The organism is Enterobacter sp. BIDMC92 (assembly GCF_001030225.1).
GTDB lineage: Bacteria > Pseudomonadota > Gammaproteobacteria > Enterobacterales > Enterobacteriaceae > Enterobacter > Enterobacter sichuanensis.
Genome location: NZ_KQ087598.1, coordinates 4,559,946 through 4,579,692 on the forward strand (window position 1 = coordinate 4,559,946; position 19,747 = coordinate 4,579,692).

A 19,747-nucleotide genomic window follows, 5' to 3' on the forward strand; every position below is an offset into this window, starting at 1 on the left:
TGATTATTTTCGCTTTTCTCTGCTGACCCGGCGGCGTGTGTGCCGTTGTTCCGTGTCAGTGGAGGCGCATTATAGGGAGTTATTCCGATGTGACAAGCACAAAATACAAAAAACTTTTCGTTCGCTCACTTTTCAAACTTAACGCTTATTTAAGTCGCGAATTGCCCGTTAAATGCGCGATTTCCCGTGCAAAACTGGCCACCTGCGACCAGTCGGTATAAACCACTTCTTTACGCGTATCCGTTTCGCCCCCCGTCATTTTCATGATCAGGCGGATCATAAAGCGGTCATACCAGCGGTAGCGAGGGTAGCGCAGCGCGCCGGCAAAAACGGCGCACAGGTCTGGCTGCCACGGCGAGTTGAGTAAAAACTTGCGCGTGTAGCTGTTGGTCTGCGGCGTACGCTTTTCCGCTTTACGCGCGACCAGATTGACCGAGTAAAACGCACCGGGCAATTTATTGAGCACCGCCGTATGTTTTTTCACAAAGCGATCCAGCGCCGGATGGAAATGCCCGTAACGAATTGACGCGCCAATCACCACGCGGTCGTAATCCTGCCAGGCAATCTGCTCCGCACGGTTCAGGTTCACCACATCCGAGTATATACCCAGCTCTTTTAATTCCGACGCCAGATACGCGGCAATCTCACGCGTTTGCCCATCTCGCGTAGAGAAAAGAATCAGTGTTTTCATCAACGGCTCCTTACTCGCGCCAGAAGGTAGGAGTGAACAGTACCAGCAGCGTAAAGACCTCAAGACGACCAAACAGCATATTGGCGATGAGGATCCATTTCGCGACCGGGTTCATGCTGGCAAAGTTATCCGCCACCACCCCAAGTCCGGGCCCCAGGTTATTCAATGTTGCGACGACGGACGCAAAGGCGGAGAAATCATCCACTCCCGTCGCGATTATCGCCAGCATACTGACGATAAAGACCAGCGCATAGGCTGAGAAGAACCCCCACACCGCTTCGAGGATACGTTCCGGCAGCGCGCGGTTCCCCAGTTTGATGCTATAGACCGCGTTCGGGTGGACCAGACGTTTCAGCTCACGGTTGCCCTGCTTGAACAACAGCAGAATACGAATCACCTTCAGGCCACCGCCAGTCGACCCCGCACAGCCGCCGATAAAGGCGGAACATAGCAGAAGTACCGGCAGGAACAGCGGCCAGCGTGCAATACTGTCCGTGGTAAACCCGGCGGTTGTCGCCATTGATACCACCTGGAAGAACGCCTGATTCAGGGTCGTCAATGCCGAGTTATAGACATCATGGAACCACAGCACCAGGGTACAGATGATGACCAGCGTAAGCTGAACCCCAATAAACATACGGAACTCCGGGTCGCGCCAGTACACCTTCAGGCTACGCCCGCTCAGTAAAGAGAAGTGCAGGCCATAGTTACAACCGGAGATCAGAAGGAAAATCGCAATAATAGTATTGATCGTTGGGCTGTCGAAGTAGCCCACACTGGCATCGTGGGTGGAGAACCCGCCGATGGCAATCGTCGCAAAACTGTGTCCGATAGCATCGAAAGCCGGCATCCCGGCAAACCATAGCGCCAGCGCACAGGCGACCGTCAGCAGAACATAAATCAGCCATAAGGTTTTCGCCGTCTCGGCAATACGAGGCCGCATTTTGTTGTCTTTCAGCGGCCCGGGCATTTCGGCGCGATAGAGCTGCATCCCACCGACGCCCAGAATAGGCAGAATGGCGACGGCCAGGACAATGATTCCCATCCCCCCGAACCACTGCAGCATCTGGCGATAAAAGAGAATCGCGTGCGGGAGTGAATCCAGACCCACCAGCGTCGTCGCCCCGGTTGTCGTTAAGCCGGAGAAGGATTCAAAAAAGGCATCCGTGATGCTCAGGTTAGGCTGTTCTGAGAAGATAAAGGGGAGCGAACCGACGCTTCCCAGCACCGTCCAGAACAGAACCACAATCAGAAATCCTTCGCGAGATTTCAGCTCACCTTTCTGACGACGGTTTGGCCACCACAGCAGCGAGCCAATCGCCAGCGCGACAAAGAAAGTCTGAGTAAACGCCCGCCCTGCGCCGTCCCGGTAGATAAGCGCCACAAGTCCTGGGAGGATCATCGTCCCGGAAAAGAGTATGACCAGCAGTCCAACGATTCGGGTTATGGCACGAAAATGCATCTCTGCCGCTTCCTTTGGTATTCAAAAGTGAGGTGGGGATTATTCTTCAATCGACAGCAATTGCAACGAACCACGACTAAAATCAGCCAGTTTTGCTGAAAAAGCAGCCAGTTCCGCCTGAGGAAGCGCCACGCGTAATTGCACCATTGCCTGATATTCACTGTGTGCGATGACACCATTGAACTGCTTCAGCAGCGCTTCAATACCCGAGAGCTGGGCGTAATCGCATAACAAAGTATATTCGGTGAGCGGCGTTTTGCGGGTAGTGACCAGCATATTAAGCGCCTGCTGCACGCCCCCGCCATAGGCTTTAACCAGTCCACCAGTACCTAACAAAATGCCGCCGTAATAGCGCACCACCACGGCGGTAATTTCACCCACGCCGCTGCCCATCAGCTGCGAGAGCATGGGTTTACCGGCCGTGCCCGCCGGTTCACCGTCGTCGGAAAACCCCAGCTGCTGTGAATCGTCCGGCGGCCCTGCCACCCACGCCACGCAGTGGTGACGCGCGTCAGGATGTGCAGCCCGAACGGACTCGACAAACGCTTTTGCCGCGTCCACGCCGTCGGTATGCGCCAGCAGCGTAATAAAGCGGCTTTTCTTGATTTCCTCAACAAAGGTGACCGGTTCAGCCGGTATCAGCCAGCTTTCCATCAGGCCAGCTTCAGGTCTCGCGTCATGTTCTCGATACCATTTTCGTGAACCACAACGTTATCTTCGATGCGAATACCACCAAACGGCTTCAGCGCGTCAATTTTTTCCCAGTTGAAGTGTTTGCTGAACTGACCTTCACGCCACGGTGCCAGCAGGGATTCGATAAAGTAGATCCCCGGCTCGATGGTCAACACCATACGCGGCTCAAGAATGCGGGTGCAGCGCAGGTAAGGGTATTTAGACGGTGCCGCCAGGTGCGTACCGGTATCGTCCTGCATGAAGCCGGCAACGTCGTGAACCTGCAGACCCAGCGGGTGACCAATACCGTGCGGCATGAATGGCCCGGTCAGATCGTTCTCAACCATCGCCTCTTCGCTCATGTCTTTCACAATCTGATGCTTACGCAGCAGTTTCGCAATGCGCTGATGGAACTGGATGTGGTAATCCACATAGCGGGTTCCCGCCTTCATGGTGCTAATAAGCGCCAGCTGTTCATCGTTCACGTCTTTAATCAGCTGTGCGAAATCGGTGTCCGCGTTGGCCGCCCAGGTTCGGGTCAGGTCCGCCGCATAACCGTTGTACTCGGCACCCGCATCAAGCAGGAAGCTGCGTATTTCCGATGGAACCTGATGATCCAGTTTGGTGTAGTGAAGCACAGAAGCATGCTCGTTGAGCGCGACGATATTGCTGTACGGCACATCGGTATCACGGTGGCCTGTCGCGGTCAGATAGGCCTGGTTGATATCGAACTCGCTCATACCCGACTGGAACGCTTCGTGCGCCGCACGGTGACCATTCACCGCCGTTTTTTGCGCTTCACGCATACAGTAAAGTTCGTAGTCGGTTTTATACGAGCGGTAATAGTGCAGGTAATCCAGCACCCCTTTCGGGTTGAGCTTGTCGGCCGGAATGTCCAGGCCCAGCGCACGTTCCGGTACCGGACCAATATAGGCGATGTTGCCGCGTGCGGCAGGCAGCTGGCTGCCAATGCCGTCGGCTTTTGGTAAGGCGATGACCTCCACTTCTTCTGTCCAGAAGCTGGTCGGCAGCGGTTCCACGTTGTGCCAGTAATCGACCGGCAGGTAGAACCACAGTTTCGGCTTGTTCACGCCATCCACCAGCAGCCAGCAATTTGGAACCTGAGTCACCGGCACCCAGGCTTTAAACTGGGGGTTCACCTTAAACGGGTAAGCGTGGTCGTCGAGAAAGGTATTCATCAGCTCGCCGGAGTGGATCAACAGCGCATCCAGCTTAAAGCGGGCCAGTACATCGCGGGTACGTTCCTGTAGGGTAACGATATGATTTTTATAAAGCGAAGCCAGTGAGTCCATCATTCTTCCTTTCGTTTTTTTGACCTCAAGTCATCGCATCTTAGCACACCTCTCTCCGGCTGCGTGATTTCCGCCGACCGTGATCAATGCAGCAATTTCTTAATGAGTAATTTGCATTTTATTAACATAAATCCCACACTCCGACTCATCTGGTATGACCAGATCCACTTGCTGGATTCAGGAGACTGACATGCTCTACAAAGGCGACACCCTGTACCTCAACTGGCTGGAAGATGGCATTGCCGAACTGGTGTTCGATGCCCCCGGCTCAGTAAATAAGCTTGATACCGCGACGGTGGCCAGTCTTGGCCAGGCGCTGGATGTTCTTGAAAAACAATCTGAACTAAAAGGGCTGCTGCTGCGCTCGAACAAAGCGGCCTTTATTGTCGGCGCCGATATCACCGAATTCCTCTCGCTCTTCCTGGTGCCTGAAGAGCAACTGAGCCAGTGGCTGCATTTTGCCAATAGCGTCTTTAATCGTCTGGAAGATCTGCCTGTTCCGACGATCTCCGCCGTCAACGGCTACGCGCTGGGCGGTGGCTGCGAATGTGTGTTAGCGACTGATTACCGTCTGGCTACGCCGGACCTGCGCATTGGCCTTCCGGAAACGAAGCTGGGTATCATGCCGGGCTTTGGCGGCTCCGTGCGCATGCCGCGCATGCTGGGTGCCGACAGCGCACTTGAGATCATTGCCGCAGGTAAAGATGTCGGTGCAGAACAGGCGCAGAAAATCGGCCTGGTCGACGGTGTCGTGAAGCCAGAAAAACTGATTGAAGGCTCCCTCGCCATTCTGCGTCAGGCGATAAACGGCGATCTCGACTGGAAAGCCAAACGCCAGCCGAAGCTGGAGCCGTTAAAACTCAGCAAGATTGAAGCCACGATGAGCTTCACCATCGCCAAAGGCATGGTGATGCAGACCGCGGGTAAACACTATCCGGCGCCGATCACGGCGGTGAAGACCATTGAAGCCGCCGCCCGCTTTGGCCGCGATGAAGCCCTGAAGCTGGAAAACCAGAGCTTTGTCCCGCTGGCACATACCAACGAAGCCCGCGCGCTGGTTGGCATCTTCCTCAACGATCAGTTCGTGAAGGGTAAAGCTAAACAGCTGACCAAAAACGTTGAGACACCAAAACATGCGGCCGTGCTTGGCGCTGGCATTATGGGTGGCGGCATCGCTTACCAGTCTGCCTGGAAAGGCGTGCCGGTGGTGATGAAGGACATCAGTGAGAAATCCCTGACGCTGGGGATGACCGAAGCGGCCAAGCTGCTGAATAAACAGCTGGAACGCGGCAAAATTGACGGACTTAAGCTCTCCGGTGTGATCTCGACTATCCAGCCAACGCTGGAATACACCGGTTTCGACCGCGTGGACGTGGTAGTTGAGGCGGTCGTAGAAAACCCGAAAGTGAAAAAAGCGGTACTGGCGGAAACGGAAGAGAAGGTTCGCCCGGATACCGTCCTGGCGTCTAACACCTCAACGATCCCAATTAGCGAGCTGGCGAGCGTGCTGAAGCGTCCGGAGAACTTCTGCGGGATGCACTTCTTCAACCCGGTACACCGTATGCCGCTGGTCGAGGTGATCCGCGGGGAAAAAACCTCTGACGACACCATTGCCAAAGTGGTGGCGTGGGCAAGCAAGATGGGTAAAACGCCGATCGTTGTTAACGACTGCCCGGGTTTCTTCGTCAACCGCGTCCTGTTCCCTTACTTCGCCGGTTTCAGCCAGCTGCTGCGCGACGGCGCGGATTTCCGCAAAATCGACAAAGTAATGGAAAAACAGTTCGGCTGGCCGATGGGTCCGGCGTATCTGCTGGATGTGGTCGGCATTGATACGGCACATCACGCTCAGGCAGTCATGGCGGCGGGCTTCCCGCAACGCATGCAGAAAGATTATCGCGACGCCATTGACGCCCTGTTTGACGCCAACCGCTTTGGTCAGAAAAACGGCCTGGGTTTCTGGCGCTATAAAGAAGACAGCAAAGGCAAACCGAAGAAAGAAGAAGACGCGGCGGTGGATAGCCTGCTGGCCGGTGTCAGTCAGCCGAAACGCGACTTCACCGACGATGAGATCATCGCCCGGATGATGATTCCGATGATCAACGAAGTGGTGCGTTGCCTCGAAGAAGGCATCATCGCCAGCCCGGCAGAAGCCGATATGGCGCTGGTATACGGCCTGGGCTTCCCGCCGTTCCACGGTGGCGCGTTCCGCTGGCTGGACACGCTCGGCAGCGCCCGCTATCTCGATATGGCCCAGCAGTATCAGCACCTCGGCCCGCTGTATGAGGTGCCGGAAGGGCTGCGCAACAAAGCGCGCCATAACGAACCCTACTATCCAGCAGTTGAGCCAGCCCGTCCGGTTGGCGAGCTGAAAACGGCTTAAGGAGTCACAATGGAAAAGGTTGTCATTGTTGATGCGATTCGCACCCCGATGGGCCGTTCAAAAGGCGGCGCATTCCGCAACGTGCGTGCGGAAGACCTCTCCGCGCACCTGATGCGTAGCCTGCTGGCGCGTAACCCGGCGCTGGATCCGGCTGCACTCGACGATATCTACTGGGGCTGCGTGCAGCAGACCCTGGAGCAGGGCTTCAACATCGCCCGTAATGCCTCCCTACTGGCGGAGATCCCACATTCCGTTCCGGCCGTCACCGTTAACCGTCTGTGTGGTTCGTCCATGCAGGCGCTGCACGATGCGGCACGTATGATCATGACCGGCGATGCCCAGGCCTGCCTGGTCGGCGGCGTGGAACATATGGGTCACGTACCGATGAGCCACGGGGTCGATTTCCACCCGGGCATGAGCCGTAACGTGGCGAAAGCCGCGGGGATGATGGGCCTCACCGCTGAGATGCTCTCCCGCCTGCACGGCATCAGCCGTGAAATGCAGGATACCTTTGCCGCGCGCTCTCACGCTCGCGCATGGGCCGCAACGCAGTCCGGCGCATTCAAAAATGAGATCATCCCAACCGGCGGCCACGATGCTGACGGCGTTCTGAAGCAGTTCAGCTACGACGAGGTGATCCGCCCGGAAACCACCGTGGAAGCCCTTTCCACGCTGCGCCCGGCGTTTGATCCGGTCACCGGTACGGTAACAGCCGGTACCTCGTCGGCGCTGTCCGACGGCGCGGCCGCGATGCTGGTGATGAGCGAAAGCCGCGCCCGCGAGCTGGGGCTAACGCCTCGCGCCCGCGTGCGCTCAATGGCGGTCGTGGGCTGCGATCCTTCGATTATGGGTTACGGTCCGGTTCCGGCCTCGAAGCTGGCGCTGAAAAAAGCAGGATTAACCACCAGCGATATCGACCTGTTTGAGATGAATGAAGCCTTCGCCGCGCAGATCCTGCCGTGCATTAAAGATCTGGGGCTGATGGAGCAGATAGACGAGAAGATCAACCTCAACGGCGGCGCGATCGCCCTCGGTCACCCGCTGGGCTGCTCCGGGGCGCGCATCAGCACCACGCTTATCAACCTGATGGAACGCAAAGATGCCCAGTTTGGTCTGGCAACGATGTGTATTGGTTTGGGTCAGGGTATCGCGACGGTGTTTGAGAGAGTGTAAGGCTATAACGTAGGCCCGATAAGCATCGCACCATCGGGCTTTTGCCGGGAGGCGCTGCGCTTTCCCGGCCTACGAGAGGTACCTCGCCGCCAGTGACGTCACTGGCGAAGAGAGACAGTTTAGTTGCCGTTCTTCCCGCCTGTCAGGGGCGGGTTTTTTATTTAGATAAACGCAAACGCATCGCCAAACAGGCGGTCTTCACGCGCGTCACGTTCATTACAGAACAGATCGCGGGCAATTTTCGCCATCTCAAAACGGCCAGCGATGTAGATATCATGCCCTGCCAGCGTGCCGTGATCCTGCAGTACTGCCGTCAGCACTGTACCGCTACGCCCACGCCAGCCCTCTTCCGGCTGTTCAACCACCGGCTCAACACGCAGGTTAGGATGGGTGACGCTCAGCGCTTCCAGTTCAGACAGGTCGTAGAGATGTTTCTCTTCACGGCCACCCCAGTAGATGGTGATATCACGGTCCGGGTTACGCGCGAGGGCAGTCAGCAGAATAGAACGTACGTAGGAGAAGCCTGTCCCCCCGGCGATCAGGATCAGCGGACGGTCTTCGTCATCACGCAGCCACGCGTCACCGTGTGGAATGTCCACCACGATCTCACGCTCTTTAAGAATGCGGTCCATGACGGCCATCGCATACAGGTTAAGCTCTGACGCGCCGATATGAAGCTCAATAAATTCCTGCTCCGCTGGCGTTGAGGCCATAGAGAAAGGACGCTTATCACGTTCATCCATCACGACCATCAGGTACTGACCCGCGCGGAAAGAGAATGGCGCTTCTGGCACTAAACGGACGCGATATACGGTGTCGGTGATGGCATCTACCGAGGTCACTTTACAGCTTAAGGTTGTCATTCGCTCTCTCTGTCGGGAAGTCTAAAGGGCTTAACGGTCAGCTCAGGGTTTACCGTTATTCATTATGGCCAGTTCGTCCCAGATCGCGTCAATTCGCGCGGTCACAGCAGGATCTTTTTTGATCGGGCGACCCCATTCACGGTCGGTTTCGCCAGGCCATTTATTTGTGGCATCCAGTCCCATTTTTGAGCCAAGGCCGGAAACCGGCGAGGCAAAATCCAGGTAATCTATCGGCGTGTTTTCGACTAACACCGTATCGCGCGCCGGGTCCATTCGCGTGGTAATGGCCCAGATTACGTCATTCCAGTCGCGGGCGTTAACGTCATCATCGCAGACAATAACAAATTTGGTATACATAAACTGGCGCAGGAATGACCATACGCCCATCATCACGCGTTTAGCGTGGCCCGGATACTGCTTCTTCATCGTGACCACTGCCAGGCGATACGAGCATCCTTCAGGCGGCAGATAGAAATCAACAATTTCCGGGAACTGCTTTTGCAGGATCGGCACAAACACTTCATTCAGCGCCACGCCCAGCACTGCAGGTTCATCCGGTGGACGTCCGGTATACGTGGAGTGGTAAATCGCATCTGCACGCTGGGTTATGTGCGTCACGGTAAACACCGGGAAATTATCCACTTCGTTGTAATAGCCAGTGTGGTCGCCGTAAGGACCTTCCGGTGCCAGTTCACCCTGCTCAATGTAACCTTCCAGCACAATTTCCGCACTGGCCGGGACTTCAAGATCGTTAGAAATACACTTCACGACTTCGGTTTTGGTCCCGCGCAGCAGGCCTGCGAAGGCATATTCTGACAGCGTATCCGGCACCGGCGTTACCGCGCCCAGAATGGTGGCCGGGTCAGCGCCGAGCGCAACAGACACAGGGAAACGTTCACCCGGATGCGCAGCACACCATTCCTGGAAATCCAGCGCGCCGCCGCGATGCGACAGCCAGCGCATGATGAGCTTATTCTTGCCAATCAACTGCTGGCGGTAAATACCCAGATTTTGCCGCTCTTTATGCGGCCCACGCGTGACGGTCAGCCCCCAGGTGATGAGAGGCGCAGCGTCTTCAGGCCAGCACTGCATGATCGGGATTTTGGTCAAATCAACTGCATCACCTTCCAGCACTTTCTGCTGGCATGGCGCGCCGCGAAGGCGTTTGGTGGGCATGTTCAGCACCTGCTTAAACTGCGGCAGTTTGTCAAACAGGTCGCGGAAACCTTTTGGTGGCTCCGGCTCTTTCAGAAACGCCAGCAGCTTACCCACTTCACGCAGCGCCGTGACGTCCTCCTGCCCCATTCCCAGTGCGACACGACGCGGCGTACCAAACAGGTTGCACAGCACCGGCATTGAGTAACCCTTCGGATTTTCAAACAGTAATGCAGGGCCACCGGCACGCAGGGTGCGGTCAGCAATTTCTGTCATCTCCAGATACGGATCAACAGGAAGTGTAATGCGTTTGAGTTCACCCTGCTTTTCCAGCAGCGTCAGGAAGTCGCGGAGATCGTGGTATTTCATGCAGTTAATCATGGCCTCTCTGTAAGCGCTTCATTATACGGCGTTAGCCTGCGTGATGCTGTAATTTTGTTAAACAAGCGTGAACTTATGCGTTCTGTTCCCATTTCCCCCATTATAATCAGCTTAGCGATCCCGCCAGGGTTTTGATATGCTTGCGCCCCGAACTAAGGGAAAGAGTGATTATGCAGGCCTGGTATTTACTGTATTGCAAACGCGGGCAACTTCAGCGCGCGCAGGAACATCTTGAACGTCAGTCTGTAAATTGCCTGACGCCCGTGATCACGCTTGAAAAAATGCAGCGCGGGAAGCGCACAACCGTCAGTGAACCTCTGTTCCCGAACTATCTGTTCGTTGAGTTCGACCCGGAGGTGATCCACACCACCACCATCAGCGCCACGCGTGGCGTCAGCCACTTCGTTCGTTTTGGCGCTCACCCGGCAACGGTTCCGTCGACGGTCATTCACCAGCTTTCGGTTTATCAACAACCTGAAGGCATCACCGACCCGGAAACTCCGTACGCGGGAGACAGCGTCGTTATTACGGAAGGGGCTTTTGAAGGCCTGCAGGCAATTTTTGCCGAGCCGGACGGCGAAGCGCGCTCCATGCTGTTGCTCAATCTGCTGAACAAGCAGGTGCTGCAGAGCGTGAAAAACACCGACTTCCGCAAAGTTTAAAAACGTATCCCGAACAGCGTACGCACGTTGTCATCCGTTTGCGCGGAAAGCTCGGCCGGATCCTCTCCGCGCCACGTCGCTACACGCTCAACAATGTGTCCCAGGTAAGCGGGCTCATTTCGCCGCGAAGCCGGTTTGGGTTGCATATCGCGCGGGAGCAAATAAGGTGCATCGGTTTCCAGAAGCAGCCGGTCGACCGGGATCGCCGGTAACAGCTCACGAAGCGCCAGCCCGCGACGTTCATCGCAAACCCAGCCGGTAATGCCCAGAAAAAGCCCGCGATCCAGACACTCAAGCGCCTCCTGGCGTGAACCGGTAAAACAGTGCAGCACCGCGCCAGGCAGTTTATCCAGCCACGGATCCAGCAGAGCGAGGAAACGCTCATGCGCGTCGCGACAGTGCATAAACACCGGCATTTCAAGCTCGGCCGCCAGCGCAAGCTGGGCGGTAAAGGCTTTTTCCTGTTCGGCTGGAGTGGAAAAGTTACGGTTGAAATCGAGTCCGCATTCTCCAATGGCCACCACCTCAGGCGTTTTCGCCAGCCGGTGAATGATTTCAGCGCTCTGCGGCGTCCACTGGCTACTGTCGTGAGGATGCATCCCGGCAGTAGACCAGCAGCGCTCGTAGCGTTGCGCCAGCTGCTGCGCCTGCTCGCTTTCATGCAGGTTGGTGCCCGTCAGCAGCAATCCGTTCACCCCGGCGGCAAACGCGCGCGCAACCACCTCATCACGATCTTTCGCAAACTGCGAACTGGTCAGGTTAAGTCCGATATCAAACATGCAAATCCCCATGTAACAACCGCCCTGACGGGCGGCTGGTTTTACTCTTCAGTGGTCTTGTCCGACGTATCGTCTTCGTCATCCGCGCGACGACCTTTTCCCACGTAGAAACGCGAGAAGAAGACGCCGACCTCAAACAGACAGTACATCGGTATGGCCAGCAGGGTCTGGGAGAAAACATCCGGCGGAGTCAGCAGCATGCCAACCACGAATGCGCCAACCAGGATATAGGGACGCTTCTTACGCAGGTCATCCGGCGTCGTGACCCCAACCCAGCACAGCAGCACGATGGCCACCGGTACTTCGAAGGCCACGCCAAACGCCATAAACAGCGCCATCACAAAGCTGAGGTAGCTGGCGATATCCGTCGACACCTGAACCCCTTCCGGCGCGGTGTGCGTCAGGAACCCGAAAGCCAGCGGGAAGACGACGAAATAGGCAAACGCCATGCCGATATAAAACAGCAGAGAACTGGAGATCAGCAGCGGGATCACCAGCTTGCGTTCATGCTTATACAAGGCCGGCGCCACAAACGCCCAGACCTGATACAGAATGACTGGCGCAGAGGCGATCAACGATACCCAGAAGGTGAGCTTGATGGGGGTAAAGAACGGAGAAGCCACGTCCGTCGCAATCATCGTTGCGCCCAGCGGCATCTGCTTGATCAACGGTGCAGAGACAACCTGGTAGATATCATTGGCGAAATAGACCAGGCATAAAAAAATCACGAAAACTGCAATAATGCAGTTTAACAGGCGCTTACGCAGCTCAATGAGGTGCGTAATGAGCGGTTGAGTATCATCTACTGCCATGTTTACGCTTTATCACTCGACGAGGGGGATGATTCGGAAACAGGTGCGACGGGCTTCGCTTCAGCCGCTTTAACCGCGGGCTCTACTGATTGCGCCTGTTTTTTCACTTCGGCTTCCTGCGGCGTCTGTTCTGGGGCGTCAACCTGATGCTCAGCGCTGGCTGGCGTGACGCCCTCACGCTGCGCCTCGCTGCCCTTCACCACCGGGTTATGAATGGTGTTGGCTTCATCGCTCGCTTTTTCAGGGTCGTTGACGCTGTACGAGCGCTTCATGGACTCTGCCGCTTCGCGCAGTTCATCCATTGAGGCTTTCAGTTCCGGCGTAAGGTTATCCATGCTCGCCTTCTCGACCTTTTTCAGGCTTTCCTGGAATTCCTGCAGCTTAAGTTCCTGCGCCAACTCGTTCTGTACGGTGGATGCCAGCGAACGAAGCGCACGCACCCACCCCGCAACCGTTTTTACTGCAACGGGTAAACGCTGTGGACCCAACACAATCAGGCCAATCACGAAGACCAGCAGCAGCTCACCAAAACCAATGTCGAACACGACTTACACCTGCTCTTTATCGTGGCGTTTAGCGTCTTCCTTTTTCGCATCATCCTGCTTGTCGGAGATGGACTTAGCAGTAAAATCAGCGTCCTGGCTGGATTTATCCTGCTTGTTCTCATCATCGCTCATCGCTTTTTTGAAGCCTTTGATAGACGCGCCCAGATCGGACCCAATGGAACCGAGCTTTTTGGTGCCAAACAGCAGCACGACGATGACGGCAATGATCAACAATTGCCAGATACTGATACCACCCATACATATTCCTCAGTGATAGATGATTAAGGAGTCAGGCCGCATTATACGTATGCGGCCTGGTGATAGCGACGCCTGCTCAGCGCGTCTTTCTCCAGCCAATGAACCAGACCACGATCCCGGCGGCCATCAGCCAGGCGGGCATCATCTGCCAGTCCGGACGGTTGATTAACAGCAACGTACCGCTTAACAGCAGGGTTGCGCCAATGCCAAACAGATAGCGAGACTGGCCCTGACGAACCCGGTTTGACTGAAGCTCGTGGGCGATTTTATCCATGCTGAGCTGAAGGTTCTTGCTCTGACGCAAACTGTCATAGACCAGTTCCGGAAGCTCCGGCATCTTCTCAACCCAGAACGGTGCTTTCTCTTTGAATGCCCGCACCAGAGCCGGAATGCCGACCTGATCTTTAATCCAGGATTCAAGGAACGGTTTCGCCGTCTTCCACAAGTCTAACTGAGGATAGAGCTGTCGACCTACACCTTCAACGTAAAGTAATGTTTTCTGAAGTAAAACAAGCTGTGGCTGCACTTCCATGTTGAAGCGACGAGCGGTGTTAAACAGATTCAGCAGCACGTGGCCGAAAGAGATTTCCGCCAGCGGTTTTTCAAAAATCGGTTCGCAGACGGTACGGATAGCAAACTCAAACTCTTCGACATTGGTGTCCGGCGGAACCCATCCGGAATCAACGTGCAGTTCAGCCACTTTACGGTAATCGCGATTAAAGAAGGCAATAAAGTTTTCAGCCAGATAGCGTTTATCTTCTTTGTTCAGCGAGCCTACAATCCCGCAGTCAATGCCGATGTACTGCGGATCTTCAGGATGCTCGTAGCTGACGAAGATATTGCCCGGGTGCATGTCTGCGTGGAAAAAGCTGTCGCGGAATACCTGGGTAAAGAAGACCTGCACACCGCGCTCGGCCAGCAGCTTCATGTTCGTTCCCTGTTTCTCCAGGGCCACCACATCCGAGACGGGGATCCCGTAGATTCGCTCCATCACCATCATATTCTGGCTGCAGTAGTCAGAGTAGACTTCGGGTACATAGAGCATCGGGCTGTTTTCAAAGTTGCGGCGCAGCTGAATGGCGTTTGCTGATTCGCGCAGCAGGTTAAGCTCATCAATCAGGGTTTTTTCATACTCCCGCACCACCTCCATCGGACGCAGACGACGCCCGTCCGGAAGCAAACGCGGTACCCAGCGCGCCAGACGGTAAATCAGCTTCATGTCTGCTTTGATGATCGGCAGGATGTCCGGGCGAATGACCTTAATCACCACTTCTTTGCCGTTTTCTTTCAGACGCGCAGTGTGCACCTGCGCGATAGAGGCTGACGCCAGGGGATGTATATCGAAATCGTCAAACCAGGTCTCGACAGGAATATTGCCCATCGCCTCTTCAATTTGCTTTTTCGCGCGCGCACCGTCAAACGGCGCAACGCGATCCTGCAGCAGCGCGAGTTCATCAGCAATGAGCGGCGGGAAGAGATCGCGGCGGGTCGATAGCATCTGACCAAATTTAATCCATACCGGACCGAGCTCCTGCAGCGCCAGACGCAGACGCTCACCCAGCGGCTGACCTTTATGGCGATTGGGCATCCAGAACAGCATCCGCCGCCAGATACGCAGCGGCAGCGTAATGCGCATTTTGGGGATAAGCTCGTCGAGCCCGTAGCTCAAAAAGGTGCGAATGATGAAGTAGAGGCGCCGAATTTCACCAGGCGTCATTTGCCCTCCAGTTTTTCCAGCCGTTTGGTTAACGCATCAACCGCACGTTCAACAGCAGCGGTCTCTTCCGCAAACCACGCCACTTCCAGTGGCCCGGGCGCCATTCGCCACTCCTCCGTCAGCACTTCCGCCGCATAGCGTTGCTGTCGTTGCAGGCTTTTACGCAGGAAGGCCGTTCCGCCATGCAGGGCTTTACCGATCCCTTCAGCGGCAATGTCACCAATAAACGGCGCGAGCAGCTCTGCCGGATCGAACTCCGCCAGATCGGTGAGCGCCACGAAGCTCTGGACAACCTGAATGTCGCCTTCCACTTCCAGCTCACCGCTGCGGATCAGCGCCGTTAATTGCTGACGGTCGCGCAGTTTAGGCAACACGCTCATGTGCGTGATGACCGAACAGTCGGCTTCACCTTCCCACTCACCCAGGACGTCAAGCTGGCGTTCGCTGAAGACCAGCACAAGCGGCGTCGAGAACTCTTTTAAAACAATGCGTAATACCTTCCCGTTGAGCCGCTGGCGTGCGGCTTTTAGCGCCGGCGCGCGATAGAGAAAGGCATTCAGTACGTTCTCGATGCCTGCGGTGACTAAGGGTTTAAAGGGCACGGGACACCTCCACTCAGAACTTGTAACCGCGATGCAGTGCGACGACACCTGCCGTCATGTTGAAATACTCAACGTTTTCAAACGCTGCATCCTGCATCATGGCTTTTAAGGTGTCCTGATCCGGGTGCATACGAATGGATTCTGCCAGATAGCGGTAGCTTTCGGCGTCGTTTGCGACCAGTTCACCAATACGCGGCAGAACGTGGAAAGAATAGGCGTCGTAAGCTTTGCTCAGGGGCTCGATAACCGGTTTGGAGAACTCAAGCACCAGCAGACGTCCGCCCGGCTTCAGCACGCGGTACATGGAGCGCAGCGCTTTTTCTTTGTCGGTGACGTTACGCAGACCGAAGGAGATTGTGATGCAGTCAAAGGTATTATCCGGGAACGGCAGCGCTTCGGCGTTCGCCTGCACATACTCCACATTCCCCACCACACCGATGTTACGCAGCTTCTCGCGTCCCATTTTCAGCATGGAGTCATTGATGTCGGCCAGAACAACACGCCCGGTTTCGCCCACCAGACGGGAGAATTTCGCGGTTAAATCGCCCGTACCGCCGGCGAGATCCAGCACCGTTTGTCCACGACGCACACCGCTACAGTCAATGGTGAAGCGCTTCCACAAGCGATGAATGCCGAACGACATCAGGTCATTCATCACATCGTACTTCGCCGCCACGGAATGAAATACGTGGGCCACCATGTCAGCTTTCTGCGCTTTGGCGACAGTCTGAAAGCCAAAGTGCGTTGTGTCTTGTGAATCGTCAACCATCTCAGAGCCTGCTTATCAGTAAAATGTCCGTGAAGTGTAACAGATTGGGCGCGATTGCCCTACGTTTCAACCACCGCGAAAGAAACGCGCTGGCTGCGCGTCGGGTGAGTGCGTCGCTGCTAACGTGTTGTCTTCACTGCGTGTCTTTTGTTCATCCGCCCCTTCGCGCAGGCGAAACTCTTCGTCCTGCGCGGTAGCCTGTTCAACCAATTCCGGATTAATCTCGCGTTTCACCTCCACCCCAAGGCCGCGGAAGGCTTCGGCCTGCGCCAGCAGATTACCTCGCCCGGAGGCGAGTTTTTTCATCGCCTGGCGGTAGTTATCCTGCGCGCGGTCCAGGCTCTGCCCGACCGAAGACATATCGTCCACGAAGAGGCGCATTTTGTCGTACAGCTTGCTGGCGCGATCGGCTATCTGCTGCGCATTGCGGCTCTGGTGCTCATACCGCCACAGGTTAGCAATGGTGCGTAAGGCCACCAGCAGCGTGGTGGGGCTGACCAGCATAATGTTATTTTTGAGCGCTTCGGTGATCAGTTCCGGCTGTCTGTCGAGCGCCAGCAGAAACGCGGGCTCTACCGGGATAAACATCAGGACATAGTCCAGTGAGCGCAGGCCGGGCAACTGCTGGTAGTCTTTTCTGCCAAGCAGGCGAATGTGATTACGCGCGGAAGCAATGTGCTCCTGCAGGGCAGACTCGCGCGTGTAGTCATCCTCCGCATTGAAGTAACGCTCATACGCCACCAGCGTCATCTTGGCGTCAATTACCACATCTTTACCCTGCGGCAGTCGTACGATGACATCCGGCTGCATGCGCGAGCGGGCATCGTTTTCGATACTCACCTGCGTTTCGTATTCATACCCTTCCCGCAGGCCCGAGGCTTCCAGGACGCGGGTCAGCACCACTTCTCCCCAGTTGCCCTGGGTTTTGTTATCCCCTTTAAGCGCACGGGTGAGGTTGACCGCTTCCTGCGCCATTTGCGCATTCAGCTGCTGAAGATTGCGGATCTCATGCGCCAGCGTGTGCCGCTCGCGAGCCTCCTGACCAAAGCTGTCCTGCACCTGGCGGCGAAAACCGTCCAGCTGTTCGCGCAGGGGCGTCAGCAGGCTGTTCAGGCTCTGGCGGTTCTGTTCATCAACGCGGCGGTTGCTGTGCTCGAAAATACGGTTAGCGAGATTCTCAAACTGTTCGCTGAGGCGCTGCTCGCTGTTGAGCATCTGGCGAATTTTGTCTTCCGCATGCAGTTGCGTGGATTCCAGACGGGTGGTCACTTCGCGGAGATCGGCCTCCAGCGAGGTGTTGATATCACGCAGGTTGCGCAGCTCGTTGTTGAGTAACTCGCACTCCTCTCGCCAGTGGTCACTCAGCGCAATCTGCTGCTTTGCCGCACTTAATTCGGCGACTATCTCTTCACGCTCTGCCAGCTGATCGGCCTTCTGCTGCGCATGCTGATAGCTGGAAATAAGCCAGCCTATCGCCACGCCCGCCAGCGCAATCACCGCATAAATCAGGACTGAGATATCCACAATGCCCCCTGCATCAACGTATTACCCGCACAAAATAAGATTGTGCTGTATAAACGTCCAGTTTGAAAGGGTTTTCCTGCGAGGCGCTACGCAAAAAAATAAAGGCCGAACGTGTCGGCCTTTGATTTCGAAAGGAGAGGATTAGATCAGGCGACGCGCGGCTTCAACCACGATTTTCACCGCATGGCTTTCGGTCTGCTTCATGGTTTCAGCGTTCGGGATCTCCTGCTGGGTACGGTTGACGATAACGCCCGCCACCATACCGGCACGCAGACCCTGGCTTGCGCACATGGTCAGCAGCGTTGCGGATTCCATTTCGTAGTTCATCACGCCCATGGACTGCCACTCTTCCATTGAGCCTTTGAAACGGCTTACCACGCGGCCAGAGAAGGTGTCGTAACGCTCCTGGCCTGGGTAGAAGGTATCGGAAGAGGCGGTTACGCCCACATGCGTGGTGGCCCCCACAGATTTCGCGGCCTCAACCAGCGCAGTAGTACATTCGAAGTCAGCCACTGCCGGGAACTCCATTGGCGCAAAGTGCAGGCTTGCACCGTCCAGGCGCACGGATGCTGTCGTGACCAGCACGTCGCCGACGTTGATATGCGGCTGAATAGCGCCAGTGGTACCGATACGCAGGAAAGTACGAATGCCCAGCTGCGCCAGCTCTTCAACGGCAATAGAAGTAGACGGGCCACCGATACCGGTAGAACAGACGATCACGGCTTTACCATCCAGCTCTGCGCGCCAGGTGGTGAATTCACGATGGGCTGCCAGCTTAACCGGCTTATCCATCAGCGCGGCGATCTTTTCCACACGCTCAGGATCACCCGGGACGATCGCGAGCGTAGCCCCTTGTAAATCGTTTTTGGTGAGGCCGAGATGAAAAACATCAGACTTAGACATAGGTGACTCCTCTGTGGGTCGGTTAGTCAGAAGAAGTAAAACGGTACTTTACAGAAGCAATACGCATAATTTCGTGACGCAACTCACCATGACCGAAAATGATTGCAGTTAATTTCCATAAAATAGTGATTTACATCACATTAACAAGTTATATCGTTGGGCGCTGCACAAAAGATAGACCGTTTAAGGCACTGTGAGTTGTTAACCTGGTGTCTATATTTACCTTTGCGCTAACTCATTGGTACGGAGAATGCCATGACTGAAAAAACCGGTTTTGCACCTGCTGCGGCCCCGCATGCCTCAACCATCGTCTCAACGTCTGAAGAGGCCATCACGGCGGGTGAGACCTCTATTCCCTCGCAGGGAGAGAATATGCCTGCTTACCACGCACGCCCAAAATCAGCAGATGGCCCGCTGCCCATCGTGATCGTGGTTCAGGAAATTTTCGGCGTTCACGAACATATTCGCGACCTCTGCCGCCGACTGGCGCTGGAGGGTTACCTGGCCGTTGCGCCTGAACTCTACTTCCGGCAGGGCGATCCCGACGACTACAGCGACATCCCCACATTGCTCAGCAATCTGGTGAGCAAAGTCCCGGACGCGCAGGTCATGGCCGATCTCGACCACGTTGCCAGTTGGGCGGCGCGCAACGGGGGCGATCCGCACCGGCTGCTGGTCACCGGTTTCTGCTGGGGCGGACGCATCAGCTGGCTGTATGCCGCGCATAACCCGCAGCTGAAAGCTGCTGTCGCCTGGTACGGCAAACTGGTGGGCGAAAAAACGCTGAATTCACCGAAACATCCCGTGGATATCGCCACGGAGCTGAATGCCCCCGTATTAGGGCTGTATGGCGGTCAGGACACCGGTATCTCCCTTGATTCGGTAGAGACCATGCGCCATGCGCTCCGTGCGGCCAATGCGAAGGCCGAAATTGTGGTCTATCCGGATGCCGGACATGCCTTTAACGCTGATTATCGCCCGAGCTATCACGCGGAATCGGCTAAGGATGGATGGCAGCGGATGCTTACATGGTTCCGTCAGTACGGTGGTAAAAAAGGGTAAGCCTTTCCCATTGTCATGACGCAT

General features: G+C 55.8%; 19 protein-coding genes. 4 read left to right on the forward strand and 15 right to left on the reverse strand.

Translation table 11 applies throughout. The features are described 5' to 3' along the window. Positions 1-145 precede the first annotated feature (145 nt). The 4 genes from hemG to pepQ are packed head-to-tail and all read right to left on the reverse strand — an operon-like array spanning position 146 to position 4,138. Positions 146-691, reverse strand: coding sequence for a menaquinone-dependent protoporphyrinogen IX dehydrogenase (gene hemG, locus SP99_RS21400; protein WP_025757509.1), 546 nt, complete (start codon positions 689-691; stop codon positions 146-148). A gap of 10 nt (positions 692-701) precedes the next feature. Then, positions 702-2,153 carry a Trk system potassium transporter TrkH gene (gene trkH, locus SP99_RS21405; RefSeq protein ID WP_023309600.1) on the reverse strand — a complete coding sequence of 484 codons (1,452 nt, stop codon included), beginning with the start codon at positions 2,151-2,153 and terminating at the stop codon, positions 702-704. Between the two features lie 39 nt (positions 2,154-2,192). Beyond that, positions 2,193-2,807 (reverse strand): IMPACT family protein, encoded by a 615-nt coding sequence (locus SP99_RS21410; RefSeq protein ID WP_047959674.1) that lies wholly within the window; start codon positions 2,805-2,807, stop codon positions 2,193-2,195. Continuing rightward, entirely contained in the window at positions 2,807-4,138 is a 1,332-nt protein-coding gene (pepQ, locus tag SP99_RS21415) for a Xaa-Pro dipeptidase (RefSeq protein WP_047959675.1), read from the reverse strand. The genes SP99_RS21410 and pepQ overlap by 1 nt, the downstream gene beginning before the upstream one ends. A 190-nt stretch (positions 4,139-4,328) precedes the next feature. On the opposite strand from pepQ, the gene fadB reads away from it, so the two are divergent. Together fadB and fadA are read left to right on the forward strand one after the other, a co-directional pair. Beyond that, a complete protein-coding gene (gene fadB, locus SP99_RS21420) occupies positions 4,329-6,518 on the forward strand; it encodes a fatty acid oxidation complex subunit alpha FadB (protein WP_047959676.1) in 2,190 nt (729 codons plus the stop codon). Positions 6,519-6,527: 9 nt separating this feature from the next. Next, on the forward strand, positions 6,528-7,691 hold the full coding sequence (gene fadA / locus SP99_RS21425; RefSeq protein WP_025757514.1) for an acetyl-CoA C-acyltransferase FadA: 1,164 nt from the start codon (positions 6,528-6,530) through the stop codon (positions 7,689-7,691). A 161-nt stretch (positions 7,692-7,852) separates the two neighbouring features. On the opposite strand, the gene fre is transcribed toward fadA, so the two are convergent. Both fre and ubiD read right to left on the reverse strand, forming a co-directional pair. Then, positions 7,853-8,554: an NAD(P)H-flavin reductase gene (fre, locus tag SP99_RS21430; RefSeq protein ID WP_045285590.1), complete on the reverse strand. Its 702-nt coding sequence runs from the start codon at positions 8,552-8,554 to the stop codon at positions 7,853-7,855. 42 nt (positions 8,555-8,596) lie between these two features. After that, positions 8,597-10,087: a 4-hydroxy-3-polyprenylbenzoate decarboxylase gene (gene ubiD, locus SP99_RS21435; RefSeq protein ID WP_197086114.1), complete on the reverse strand. Its 1,491-nt coding sequence runs from the start codon at positions 10,085-10,087 to the stop codon at positions 8,597-8,599. 173 nt (positions 10,088-10,260) lie between these two features. Between ubiD and rfaH the strand changes: the two genes are divergently transcribed. Next, positions 10,261-10,752, forward strand: a complete 492-nt coding sequence (gene rfaH / locus SP99_RS21440) for a transcription/translation regulatory transformer protein RfaH (RefSeq protein ID WP_020882871.1) — start codon at positions 10,261-10,263, stop codon at positions 10,750-10,752. Here the strand turns inward: rfaH and tatD are convergent. The 9 genes from tatD to udp form a co-directional block, all read right to left on the reverse strand. Then, on the reverse strand, positions 10,749-11,531 hold the full coding sequence (tatD, locus tag SP99_RS21445) for a 3'-5' ssDNA/RNA exonuclease TatD (protein WP_047959678.1): 783 nt from the start codon (positions 11,529-11,531) through the stop codon (positions 10,749-10,751). The two genes, rfaH and tatD, sit on opposite strands and share 4 nt — an antisense overlap. 41 nt (positions 11,532-11,572) lie before the next feature. Next, on the reverse strand, positions 11,573-12,343 hold the full coding sequence (gene tatC, locus SP99_RS21450) for a Sec-independent protein translocase subunit TatC (protein WP_025757519.1): 771 nt from the start codon (positions 12,341-12,343) through the stop codon (positions 11,573-11,575). Positions 12,344-12,345: 2 nt separating this feature from the next. Beyond that, positions 12,346-12,888, reverse strand: coding sequence for a Sec-independent protein translocase protein TatB (gene tatB / locus SP99_RS21455; RefSeq protein WP_045285588.1), 543 nt, complete (start codon positions 12,886-12,888; stop codon positions 12,346-12,348). Positions 12,889-12,891: 3 nt separating this feature from the next. Then, the gene (gene tatA, locus SP99_RS21460; RefSeq protein ID WP_025757521.1) at positions 12,892-13,146 is read right to left on the reverse strand and encodes a Sec-independent protein translocase subunit TatA; all 255 of its coding nucleotides are present in this window, start codon (positions 13,144-13,146) and stop codon (positions 12,892-12,894) included. A gap of 76 nt (positions 13,147-13,222) precedes the next feature. Beyond that, a complete protein-coding gene (gene ubiB / locus SP99_RS21465; protein WP_047959679.1) occupies positions 13,223-14,863 on the reverse strand; it encodes a ubiquinone biosynthesis regulatory protein kinase UbiB in 1,641 nt (546 codons plus the stop codon). After that, positions 14,860-15,465 (reverse strand): ubiquinone biosynthesis protein UbiJ, encoded by a 606-nt coding sequence (gene ubiJ / locus SP99_RS21470; protein WP_045285587.1) that lies wholly within the window; start codon positions 15,463-15,465, stop codon positions 14,860-14,862. Before ubiJ ends, ubiB begins: the two co-directional genes overlap by 4 nt. Positions 15,466-15,478: 13 nt before the next feature. Continuing rightward, positions 15,479-16,234 (reverse strand): bifunctional demethylmenaquinone methyltransferase/2-methoxy-6-polyprenyl-1,4-benzoquinol methylase UbiE, encoded by a 756-nt coding sequence (gene ubiE, locus SP99_RS21475; RefSeq protein ID WP_025757525.1) that lies wholly within the window; start codon positions 16,232-16,234, stop codon positions 15,479-15,481. 66 nt (positions 16,235-16,300) lie between these two features. Then, the gene (gene rmuC / locus SP99_RS21480) at positions 16,301-17,758 is read right to left on the reverse strand and encodes a DNA recombination protein RmuC (RefSeq protein WP_047959680.1); all 1,458 of its coding nucleotides are present in this window, start codon (positions 17,756-17,758) and stop codon (positions 16,301-16,303) included. A 141-nt stretch (positions 17,759-17,899) separates the two neighbouring features. Next, positions 17,900-18,661 carry a uridine phosphorylase gene (gene udp, locus SP99_RS21485; protein ID WP_003860792.1) on the reverse strand — a complete coding sequence of 254 codons (762 nt, stop codon included), beginning with the start codon at positions 18,659-18,661 and terminating at the stop codon, positions 17,900-17,902. Positions 18,662-18,916: 255 nt separating this feature from the next. Between udp and SP99_RS21490 the strand changes: the two genes are divergently transcribed. Further along, entirely contained in the window at positions 18,917-19,723 is an 807-nt protein-coding gene (locus SP99_RS21490) for a dienelactone hydrolase family protein (protein WP_025757528.1), read from the forward strand. Positions 19,724-19,747: the final 24 nt, after the last annotated feature.